The organism is Humibacter sp. (assembly GCF_051954055.1).
Classification (GTDB): Bacteria; Actinomycetota; Actinomycetes; order Actinomycetales; family Microbacteriaceae; genus Humibacter.
Window position 1 is genome coordinate 1 of record NZ_JBQCIE010000029.1, and the last position, 10966, is coordinate 10966.

9 protein-coding genes and 2 pseudogenes are annotated in these 10966 nt (G+C 70.9%); 7 read left to right on the top strand and 4 right to left on the bottom strand.

Annotation, left to right across the window (positions count from 1 at the left end):
• From ACTHNC_RS03295 to ACTHNC_RS03305, 3 genes are all read right to left on the bottom strand, one after another.
• A partial coding sequence (locus tag ACTHNC_RS03295; RefSeq protein ID WP_440293173.1) for a PHP domain-containing protein occupies window positions 1-589 on the bottom strand: 589 nt, incomplete at its 3' end.
• A gap of 78 nt (window positions 590-667) precedes the next feature.
• On the bottom strand, window positions 668-1045 hold the full coding sequence (locus tag ACTHNC_RS03300; protein WP_440293174.1) for a nuclear transport factor 2 family protein: 378 nt from the start codon (window positions 1043-1045) through the stop codon (window positions 668-670).
• A 58-nt stretch (window positions 1046-1103) separates the two neighbouring features.
• On the bottom strand, window positions 1104-1952 hold the full coding sequence (locus ACTHNC_RS03305; RefSeq protein ID WP_440293175.1) for an MBL fold metallo-hydrolase: 849 nt from the start codon (window positions 1950-1952) through the stop codon (window positions 1104-1106).
• Between the two features lie 119 nt (window positions 1953-2071).
• On the opposite strand from ACTHNC_RS03305, the pseudogene ACTHNC_RS03310 reads away from it, so the two are divergent.
• The 7 genes and pseudogenes from ACTHNC_RS03310 to ACTHNC_RS03340 form a co-directional block, all read left to right on the top strand.
• Window positions 2072-3583: pseudogene (locus ACTHNC_RS03310) on the top strand (HAD-IIIA family hydrolase); the annotation flags it as partial.
• Window positions 3584-3796: 213 nt separating this feature from the next.
• Window positions 3797-4102: pseudogene (locus tag ACTHNC_RS03315) on the top strand (glycosyltransferase family 9 protein); the annotation flags it as partial.
• 182 nt (window positions 4103-4284) lie between these two features.
• On the top strand, window positions 4285-5400 hold the full coding sequence (locus tag ACTHNC_RS03320; protein WP_440293176.1) for a glycosyltransferase: 1116 nt from the start codon (window positions 4285-4287) through the stop codon (window positions 5398-5400).
• A complete protein-coding gene (locus tag ACTHNC_RS03325) occupies window positions 5397-6710 on the top strand; it encodes a glycosyltransferase (protein ID WP_440293177.1) in 1314 nt (437 codons plus the stop codon). Before ACTHNC_RS03320 ends, ACTHNC_RS03325 begins: the two co-directional genes overlap by 4 nt.
• Window positions 6707-7360 (top strand): D-sedoheptulose-7-phosphate isomerase, encoded by a 654-nt coding sequence (locus ACTHNC_RS03330; RefSeq protein ID WP_440293178.1) that lies wholly within the window; start codon window positions 6707-6709, stop codon window positions 7358-7360. Before ACTHNC_RS03325 ends, ACTHNC_RS03330 begins: the two co-directional genes overlap by 4 nt.
• On the top strand, window positions 7357-8925 hold the full coding sequence (locus ACTHNC_RS03335) for a PfkB family carbohydrate kinase (protein ID WP_440293179.1): 1569 nt from the start codon (window positions 7357-7359) through the stop codon (window positions 8923-8925). The genes ACTHNC_RS03330 and ACTHNC_RS03335 overlap by 4 nt, the downstream gene beginning before the upstream one ends.
• On the top strand, window positions 8922-9611 hold the full coding sequence (locus tag ACTHNC_RS03340) for an SDR family oxidoreductase (RefSeq protein WP_440293180.1): 690 nt from the start codon (window positions 8922-8924) through the stop codon (window positions 9609-9611). The genes ACTHNC_RS03335 and ACTHNC_RS03340 overlap by 4 nt, the downstream gene beginning before the upstream one ends.
• Window positions 9612-9689: 78 nt before the next feature.
• On the opposite strand, the gene ACTHNC_RS03345 is transcribed toward ACTHNC_RS03340, so the two are convergent.
• The gene (locus ACTHNC_RS03345) at window positions 9690-10880 is read right to left on the bottom strand and encodes a glycosyltransferase family 9 protein (protein ID WP_440293181.1); all 1191 of its coding nucleotides are present in this window, start codon (window positions 10878-10880) and stop codon (window positions 9690-9692) included.
• Between the last annotated feature and the right edge of the window lie 86 nt (window positions 10881-10966).

Sequence of the window (10966 nt, forward strand, 5' to 3'; positions counted from 1 at the left end):
GCACCGCGTAGTCGATGTGCGTGAAGACGGCGAACGCATCGGATCCGGCGACCATGCGCGGGATCTCCTCGAGGTACGCGCACATGACGTCGGCGGCCGGATGGTAGCGGTACAGCGTGGTGGGCTCGGTGCGGTCGCCGCGGTGCTCGCCCGGGTATTCGGCATCGAGGTCGACGGGGAGCATGTGCAGCGATCCGTTGACCCGGTCGATCGTTCCGCTCGAGAGAATGTGGGTGGCTCGCGATTCCCAGACATGCGGTTGCCCGAATTCCACGCCGGTGAGGATGCTTAGCTCCGGATACCGGCGCCGAACGCGCTCTATCGCATCGAGATAGCCGTCGAGATCGAACGCTGGGAGCGTGACGTGGCCGGTCTCATCGATGTACTTCTGCGCGTGCTCGCCGATGTCGCCGTCGTCGGCCCGCCAGGCATCCTCGAAGTCCAGATGCTCGGTGAAGACCACGGCCGGCAGCCCGATGCGTACAGCCCTCTCGCAGATGCGGTCCATCGTGCCGACTGAGGCCGGGTCCGAGGCGGCGTCCCACGACCACTCGCTGTGCACGTGGGCATCCGCGGTCAATGTGGGCATGTGCAGACGCTACCGGGTTCGAGTAGGTGCGGGGCTGAAGCAAATGGCCGCGACGCAGACCTGCTCCAACGGGAACGGCTAGGCCGGAATCGGGGTCTGCTGGTAGAGCGCGAGGCGCCACTCGCCGTCGCGCCGCAGGTAGACGCTGCTCATGAGTGCGGTGAACGCCGGCCCACTCGGCTCGCGGCGCGCAGTTCCGCGGTATACGAGGGCAGCGCCGTCTATTCCGACACGCATGAGCCGCACATCTGCGAGCTCGTAGGTGCTCCACGGTGGCGCCTGACCGAGGGATGCGACCACGGCGTCCCGATCCATCACCTCGCCGTTCGCCAACACCATGACCGCATCGTCAGTCATGATGCGCCCGTAGAAGGCATCCCCTCGGCTTTCGCAGAGGGAGTCCCATCCGGCGCGTTCGAGATCGAGCAGCGTCTGGAGGAGGTCTTCGTCGTCCATGCGACCATCCTTCCGAGGATCGAACCGACAGGGAACCGAGCGGATGCTCGCCTGACGGCTACGACGGCGGGATGCGTCCTGCTCGTTCCTGCGCGTACTCCAGTTGGGCGCGGTGCTCGGCCGGAAGCCAGTCTCTGCCGTAGGTCGCCGACGAACCGACGCGCGGGTCGTCCGGATCGCGTCCTTCGGTCAAGGCCAGGACATACGCGCGGTCCTGGTCGATCCGGCGGCGAAGCTGCGCGCCGTTGCCGACGGACCCGTGCCCCGGAATGACCACGTCCACGTCGTCGGCCACTGCGTCGAACATCCGCAACGCCTCGAGGTAATCCTCGATGGGCGTCTCGGCGTCCAGATCGAGCAGCGGGACCTCGACATCTGAGAGCATGTCGCCGGCGATGAGCACTCGACGGTCCTCGATGAGCAGCGCCGCGTGGCCGGGTGCGTGCGCCTGATGCTCGATGACCCGCACGGACGGGCCCTTCCAGGGGATTCGGTCCGTGCCGTCGGGAATCCGGTCCGTGCCGTCGGGGATCCGGTCCATGCCGTCGGGCAGAGCCTCGATCAGGCCGAGGAGCTCGAGGGGCACCTGCTCGGCGATGCGCGCGGCCTTCGTGCGGGCATCCGTCAGCCGAGCCCGAGCGGTGAGGGCGCCTCGCTGCGTGCCATATCGCGGGGACGAGCCGAAGCGGGCGTGCCAGATGAGGTGGTCCCAGTGCGGATGCGTGGAGAATCCAGCGACGACGTGCTGGTCGAGCGCTTCGAGTTCGTCCGCGAGGGCGGCCAGGTCGGAGCCGTCGACCCCGGGATCGACGAGCAGCACCCCGGACTCGCCGACCACGACGACGGCGTTGCTCTCACAGAACTCGCTCTGGCGGACCAGAACGCCATCGGCGACCTCGCGTAGCACCCCATCAGGCTACGCATCCTGGCGGAGGCGGTCTCGCTGGTGTTTGCGCCCTCACGCGAGAAGCAGAAGAAGTAGTGGGAACGGGTTTGCATCGCTGCTCGTGCGGGCACTACTTCTTCATGACCGAAAGTCACAGTGTCGAAAGCGGCGGTGCCCAGGGGCGCCGCGGAGCGTCCGGAGCGCCGGACGCGCTTCCGTTCGACGCCGTGCTGTTCGACCGGGACGGCACGCTCGTCGTCGACGTGCCGTACAACACCGATCCGGGTCGCGTCGTGCCGATGCCCACGGCCGTCGAGACCGTGCGGCGGCTGCGCGAGGCCGGTGTGCTCGTGGGCGTCGTCACGAACCAGTCCGGCGCGGGGCGCGGGCTCATCACCGCCGAACAGCTCCGCGCCGTGCACGCCGCGATCGATGACGCGATCGGTCCGTTCGACGTGTGGGAGGTATGCCCGCACGCACCGGATGCCGGCTGCGCGTGCCGCAAACCGCAGCCTGGGCTCATCCTCTCGGCGATGGCACGGCTCGGCGTCGAGCCGTCTCGCACGCTCGTGATCGGCGACATCGGAAGCGACCTGGATGCCGCGACTGCAGCAGGAGCGTCCGCGGTGCTCGTGCCGAACGCGGCCACGCGGCCGGAGGAAGTGGATGCCGCCGAGCCCGTCGCGCCGGACCTCGCGTCCGCCGTTGAGCTGGCATTCGGCGGGGCGCTGCGGGGTGCGGCGGGGGCCGAGTTTGCCGGGGAGACGGCCCTACCACCCGCCGAGACCGAGACCGAGACCGAGACCGAGACCGAGACCGAGACCGAGACTACGATCCGGGCGCCCAGGCTACGAACTTCTCGCCGACGCTACGATCCTCGCCCCGAGACTACGGTCAACGACCATAGTCTCGACCCGGAAACCGTAGTTTCGGCGGCAGCGCCTCGCGCCGACGCCCGACCGAAAGGCCGGCCACACGTGCTCGTGGCGCGGCTCGACAGCATGGGGGACGTGCTGCTCGCCGGCCCCGCCGTGCGGGCGATCGCTGCATCGGGCGCACGCGTCACCATGCTGTGCTCGCCGCGCGGGGCATCCGCCGCCCGCATGCTTCCCGGCGTCGACGACGTTCTCGTCTGGGACTGCCCGTGGGTCAGCGCGGACGCTCCGGATGTCGACCAAGACGACACGCGTCGCCTCGTGCAGGCGATCGCGGCGGCGCGATTCACTCAGGCCGTCATCCTGACGTCGTTCCACCAGTCGCCGCTGCCGCTCGCGCTTCTGCTGCGGCTGGCCGGAGTGCCGCGGATCGGCGGAGCATCCGTCGACTATGCAGGCAGCCTGCTCGACATGCGGCTGCGTCCGGGGGACGAGCCGGGCGACGACCTGCCGGAGAGCATCCCCGAGGCGGAGCGGGCACTGCGCATCGCGGCGGCGTGCGGATTCCGGCTGCCGGAGTCCGACCCGGGGCTGCTGGCCGTGCGCGACATCCGGCCGCAGTACGGGCTGCCGCGGCCGTACGTCGTTCTGCACCCGGGAGCGTCGGCGCCGGCGCGCAGGTGGAGCGCCGCGGGGTTCGCGGCCGTGGCATCCGCTCTCGCGGAGCTCGGCGTGAACGTCGTGGTCACGGGCGATGCCGAGGAGCGCGAGCTCACGCGTGAGGTCGCCTGCGGCGCGGTGATTGCGTGCGGTGAATCGGAGACACGCCGAGGGAGAGGGCACCACGAGGCCGTTTCGGCCGCGGGCATCGGCGTGTCTCCGATTTCCGGCACGGGGGCCGTGACCGGCAGTGGGGTCGAGACCGGCACGGGCGCCGACACCGGCACGGGCGCCGAGCCCGACACTGGTGCCGAGACCGGCACGGCTGCCGCGATCGACCTCGGCGGACGCCTCACACTCCCGAAGCTCGCCGGAGTGCTGGCCGGCGCGGAGGCGATCGTGTGCGGCAACACCGGTCCGGCCCACCTGGCCGCAGCGGTCGGCACGCCCGTCGTCAGCCTGTTCTCCCCGGTCGTGCCCGCTGCGAAGTGGGCGCCGTACGGTGTGCCGTGCGCGCTGCTCGGCGACCAGGATGCCGCGTGCGCAGGAAGCAGGGCCCGCGTCTGTCCGGTGGCCGGGCATCCGTGTCTCGCGGGCGTCACACCGCAGCAGGTGGTGGATGCCTGCCTGCGGCTCGCCCCGCAGCTCACCGCCGACGGGCCGGTGCGAGCGCAAGCGGTTCGTTTCTCAGGAGCGCCGGCGCGGGGCTCGGCGTTCCGGCCCGAAACTTCGGGGCGCGGCCGCCATCCGGTCCTGAGAAACGAACAGGGCGGAGGCCCGGCCCGACCCACGAACGCGACGCGAGAGGCGGTGGCCCGATGAAGATCCTGATCTGGCACGTGCACGGCGGATGGATGGACTCCTTCGTGCAGGGACCGCACGACTACCTGCTGCCGACCACGCCGCAGCGCGACGGCTGGGGCCTCGGGCGTGCTTCGCGGGACTGGCCGGCGGGGGCGCGCGAGGTCTCGCCCGAGCAGCTGCGCGAGGAGAGGCCGGACGTCGTCGTGCTCCAGCGGCCGGAGGAGGTCGCGGAGGCGACCCGACTGCTCGGCGCGGTTCCGGGCACTGACCTGCCGGCCGTCTACCTCGAGCACAACACTCCGCGGCAGCACGCGGCGACCAGCGTGCATCCGATGGCCGATCAGCGCGAGATCCCGATCGTGCATGTCACGCACTTCAACGAGGTGTTCTGGGACAACGGCATCGCACCGACCACGGTCATCGAACACGGCATCCTCGACCCGGGACCGCGCTACACCGGCGAGCTGGATGCCCTCGCCGCGGTCATCAACGAGCCCGTCCGGCGCGGCCGCGTGACCGGAACCGACCTGCTGCCGAGGTTCACCGACGTGGCGCCGGTGCACGTCTTCGGCATGGCGACCGACGGGCTGTGCCATTCGACCGGTGACGCGAACATCGTGCCGAGCGGCGACCTGCCCACCGACGAGCTGCACACGGAGCTGGCCCGCCGGCGCGCGTATCTGCATCCGGTGCGGTGGACGTCGCTCGGGCTCTCGCTGCTGGAGGCGATGTTTCTCGGGATGCCCGTGCTCGCGCTCGCGACCACCGAGGTCTCTCGCGCCGTGCCGCCGGGCACCGGAGTGACATCCACGGATCCCGACGAGCTGCGGGCTGCGGCATCCGAGCTGATCGCCGACCCCGGCGGAGCGAGGGAACTCGGGGCGGCGGGCCGGGCGCACGCGCTGCAGGCGTACTCGCTGGAGAACTTCCTCGAGCGCTGGAACACGGTGCTCGACGACACGGTCGCCACCTGGCGGCTGCGGCACCCACAGGCGCGGATGCACCCGCGACGCCTCGGGCATCCGGGCGGCGCCACCCACATCGACCACTGGCCGGCCCTAGCACCTGCGACGGCAACGGCCAATGGAGCGCCCTCGACGGCGCACACCACGGAAGGAGCACCATCGTGAGAATCGCCATGGTTTCCGAGCACGCCAGCCCGCTGGCGACGGTCGGAAGTGTGGATGCCGGCGGGCAGAACGTGCACGTCGCCGCGCTCAGCAAGGCGCTCGCCGCCGACGGCCACCAAGTGACCGTCTACACCAGGCGCGACTCCGCGGAGCTTCCGCGTCGTGTGGGCTTCGGCCCTGGCGTCGAGGTGGTGCACATCGACGCGGGTCCGCCCACGCGCATCCCGAAGGACGACCTGCTGCCGCACATGCCGCAGCTGGCCGAGGGCATCGCGGCCGACTGGGAGAGCCGCGGGGCGCCGGAGGTGGTGCACAGCCATTTCTGGATGTCCGGACTCGCCGCCCTCGGCGCCGTCGAGAGCCTTCCGCAGGAGCGCATCCCCGTGGTGCACACGTTCCACGCCTTGGGTTCGGTGAAGCGCCGCTTCCAGGGTGCCGCCGACACGTCACCGACCGCGCGACGCTGGCTGGAGCCTCACGTCGGCAGCCGGGCGGCCGCGATCGTCGCGACGTCGACGGACGAGGTGCTCGAACTCGGCCGCATGGACATCGCGACGGGCAAGGTGCGGGTCGTTCCGTGCGGCGTTGACCCGTCCGCGTTCAGCGCGAGCGGCCCGAGCGTGCCGAAGGATGTGCGACACCGCATCCTCAGCGTCGGTCGCCTCGTGCCGCGGAAGGGTGTCGACATCGCCATCGACGCGCTCGCGCGGCTGGTGAAGGCCGGAGAGGATGCCGAACTTGTGGTGCTCGGCAGCTCCGGCGGATCCGCCGAGGCGGACCCCGAGATCGCGCGGCTCAAGGAGAGTGCACGGGCATCCGGAGTCGAGGAGCGCGTGCGTTTCATGGGTCAGGTCGACCAGGTGGAGCTTCCTCGCTGGTACCGCTCGGCCGACGTGGTCGTGTGCACCCCGTGGTACGAGCCGTTCGGCATCGTGCCGCTGGAGGCGATGGGGTGCGGGGTTCCCGTCGTGGCCGCAGCGGTCGGCGGGCTGCGCGACACCGTCGTCGACGAGGGGACGGGCCTCTTGGTTCCGCCGTTCGACGCGGATGCCACCGCAGCCGCGATCTCCCGTCTGTTCGACGACGACGAGCTGCGGTCCGAGCTCGGGCGCGCAGGACGCGAGCGAGTGAGCACGAAGTACACGTGGCAGCAGGTCGCCCACGAGACGGCCGAGGTCTACGGGCGGCTCGCAGGGACGACACCCGTCCGACACGAGACGACCCCCGCCGCGCATGCGGCAACGCACGCCCCTCATGCGACGACCCGCGCCCCGCACGAGGCGCCCGCGCTCGGAGGTGTGTACCAGTGACCAGCGTCGAGGCGCCCATCAGGGGCCACACTCGAACCGCCGCGGATCTCGCGGCCGACCACATCGAGACGCTCGCACCGTCGCTACGGTCGCTGCAGCGGCAGTCGTCGCGCCTGGTCGCCTGGGGCGAGGAGCTGGCCGATCGGCTGGATGCCGGTGCGCGGCTGCTCGCCGCGGGCAACGGCGGGTCCGCCGCCGAGGCGCAGCACCTCACGGCCGAACTCGTCGGACGATTTCAGAACGACCGCCCGGCGTTCTCGGCGATCGCGCTGAACGCGGAGACGTCGAGCGTGACCGCGATCGGCAACGACTACGGATTCGATGAGGTGTTCGCCAGGCAGGTGCGAGCGCACGCCAGGGACGGCGACGTCGTGCTGCTGCTCTCCACGAGCGGCGCGAGCGGAAACCTCCTCTCCGCCGCGGCGGCCGCCCACGAATGCGGGGCCCTGGTGTTGGCCATGACAGGTCCGGCACCGAACCCGCTCGCTGCCGCGAGCGACGACGTGATCGCCGTCGATGGGCCATCGGCGCACGTGCAGGAGTGCCAGCTGGTGGGCATCCACGCGCTCTGCGTCACCTTCGATCGTCGGATCGAGGAGTTGCGTGACGCGCACGTTCAGGCCGCTCGGCCGCAAAGGGGGACGCCATGAGAATCACAGTGGTGGGCGACGTGCTGCTCGACGTCGACGTGCGAGGAACCGCCGACCGGCTGCTGGCCGACGCGCCCGTTCCCATCGTCGACGTGCAGACCATCATGCGCCGCGCGGGCGGGGCCGGACTCGTCGCGAGCATGCTCCTGGCGGACGGCCACGAGGTCGACATCATCACGACGCTGTCGGACGACGATGCGGCGGGCCACCTGCGCGGATGCCTCGCCGGTGCGAACATCGTCGCCTCGCACTCGGGCATCCCGACGCCGGTGAAGACCCGGCTCATCGCGGGTTCGCATCCGCTGGCGCGCATGGACGAGGGATGCGGCGATCCGCCGCCCGCGACAGTCACCGGCGAGATGCTCGACGCGGTGGCGTCCGCGGAGGTGCTCGTCGTGGCCGACTACGGTCGCGGGCTGACCGATCACACGGAGCTGCGGCGCGCCATCGCGGAACGAGGGCTCGATGTGCCGGTGGTGTGGGATCCGCACCCGCGCGGCGACCGGCCGGTGCTGAGCGCGACCGTCGCGACGCCGAATCTGGCAGAGGCGACGCGGGCCGCTCGCGTGCCGGCCGGAGTGGGAAAGGATGCCGCGGCCGCCGCGCACGCGGCCCGCGCCCTGCGAGACGAGTGGGCGTGCCCCATCGCGGTGACGCTCGGCGAGATGGGGGTGCTGCTGGCGGACTCGGCGGATGCTCCGCCGTCGGTGCATCCGGTGTCGAGGGTGACGAGCGTCGACCCGTGCGGAGCCGGCGACCGGTTCTCGTCAGCGCTCGCCGTGGCGCTGGCATCCGGTGCGTCGCTGCCGGATGCCGTGGCCACAGCCGCCGACATCGCCGCGCTGTTCCTCGCTCGAGGCGGGGTCTCGGCACTCGGCACGCATCGGGCGCCGCGGTACTCGGCGAGCGGATCGGCGCCGCGCGAAGCGGTCACGACCGCCAGGGAGCGGCACGGCGCCATCGTGGCGATGGCGTGCGACAACGACACGCTGACCCCGGAGGATGTCAGACGCTTCCTCGCTGCCCGCGCGCTCGGAGACTCGCTGGTGCTCGTCATCGACGGAGTGGAGAGCAGCAACGGGGCGGTCGAGACCCAACGCATCGACGCGCTCGAGCAGGCGTTGCTCGCACTCGAGTGCGTCGATGAGGTGGTGCGCGCGCCGCGCGCCGACTTCGAGTCGCTGCTGCGGTCGCTGCGGCCGCATGTGTGGGTGGAGTCGGCGGATCCGCGGGACGGCGGGCGGCTCGATCCGCAGATCGCCGCCGCGTGGGGCGGCCAGCTCGTGACGCTTCCGTACGGCGAGCGGCACGTGGTTGACGGGTTCTCGCGCGGGCGCACGTCTGCCGCCGGCGTTCCGGACGCGGCGGGTGGCCGTCGGCCGCGACCCGTACCCGGAATGGCACAGACCGCAAGTCGCGAGCGGTCGTTGTCGGAGTACGCGATGGCTTCCGAACGGATCACCCGGCGGTCCGTCGCCAAGCAGGCCATGAGTGCGCCCGGAGCCGGTGCGCAAGAAGCGCCCGCGGACCAATCGAACGACGAGAAGAGGGGAAAGAGCCGATGACGGCACGAAGGATCATCGTCACAGGTGGGGCATCCGGTCTTGGGCGGGCCGTGGTGGAAGCACTGCGCGCGAACGGAGACGCGCCGATCGTGTTCGATCGCGCCCTCGGAGACGACGCGTCGAGCGGTACGGATGCCGTGACCGTCGACGTGACCGACCGTGAGGCCGTGGAGGCTGCTGTGGCGGATGTCGGGGTATCCGGAGACATCGACGGCGTCGTCACCGCGGCGGGGATCGATCGATGCGGATACCTGCATGAGGTTCCGGCCGAGGAGTGGGAACGCGTGATCGCGGTCAACCTGCTCGGCACGGTCGCCGTCGTGCGTGCCGCGCTGCCCGAGCTCGAGCGGTCGCACGGCCGGATCGTGACGGTCGCCTCGACCCTCGCGCTGCGCGTCGCGGAGGGCGCCACCGCGTACTGCGCGTCGAAGTTCGGCGTGCTCGGGTTCTCGCGTGCTCTGGCCGCCGAGACCCGGGGCCGCATCGGCGTGACGACCTTGGTGCCCGGTGGCATGGACACCCACTTCTTCGACGACCGTCCGGACTCGTACAAGCCGCCGGCCGACGCGAAGCTGAATCGTCCGGATGACGTCGCCCGCGCCGTGCTCTTCGCGCTCGACCAGCCGAGCGGATGCGAGGTGCGCGAGCTCGTGGTGTGCCAGGAGTACGAGGAGTCGTGGCCGTGATGCTTCCGTTGCCGTCAACATGACAATCGACCGAAAGCATGCCAATCGGTCCTGTTCTCGGCGGGAGAGCGCGATCTGTCATGTTGGCGGGGTGGCGGGCGGCGGTGCGGTCGCCAGCAGCTGGCGCGCGCTGTCGTAGACGTCGCGCCAGGGAACATCCGCGACGAACGACTCGTCGTGCTCGCACCGCGCCGCCGCCGGGTTCATGCCGGTGCAGTCGGCTCCGCACACCGGGCAGCGGGCGGTCCAGCCGAGATGCACGCGGTGTCTGGCACGCGTGAGCGGACCGGCGTTGATGAGGTTGCCGATCCAGTAGACCGCGACCGTGGCCGTGCCCAGCGCGTGCGCGAGGTGGCGAGGTCCGCTGTCGTTCGCGATGACGACATCCGCATCGCCCAGCACGGCGGCGAGCTCGCCGAGATCGAGCAGCCCGGCGACGGATGCCACGCGGCTGGCGCTCGAGGGCCGCCGTGAGGCGCTCTCCACGACGGCGTCGCAGAGCATCCGCTCCCCCTCGTCGCCCACCACGACGACCACGGGGCCCTCTGCCGCTAGCTCCGCAGCGACGCGTGCGAACCGGTCCGCCGGCCAGCGCCGGCGTGGATCCGTCGCACCCGGATGTACGACCACCAGCGGCCCGTCACCGATCGCGATGCCCGCCTTCGTCAGCACCTCGATTCCCGATGCGCCGGGTACCCGCGCCAGCACCGGCTCGCATCCGTATCGGCTCGGTGCCGCACCGGCGAGCGCCGCGACCTCGAGTCCGCGCACGAACTCGTTCTGGTAGTAGAGGTACGGGGTCGTGCGATCGAGCGGAGCGGCATCCGGCGTGCGGGTACCGATCGTGTGTCGCGCACCGAGCCGTTGCACGAACGGGTTCGAGTTGCGTCCGCCACCGTGCAGCTGCACCGCGAGGTCGAAGCCGCAGTCGCGCATCCGGGCGAAGAAGGCATCCGTCTCGCCCGCATTGACGAGACCCGGCCGTACGCCGTCGGACGGTGGCACGGGGATGACACGATTCGGCGGTCCCGGACGGCCACGCATGAGCGCTTCGTGCATCGGCGTGCCGAGCACGGTGATCTCGCACTCCGGATACGCCTCCCGCAGGGCGTGCAGCGCGGGTAGCGCGAACAGGAAGTCGCCCAGCCCACCCGCTCGGAGCACGGCGATGCGATGGATGTCGGGGAATCGGTGCCGCGCGATGTCGAATCGGTCAGTTGCGGCATCCGCTGGCGCCTCGGATGCTCCCGCGTACGAAATCGGCGGCATGGCACTCCCCTCTTCTGATGCGTCTCTCCTCCTGTTCCCCGAGGAACACCGGCGGAAACGCGCTCTCGGCGGTATGGGAAACGCAC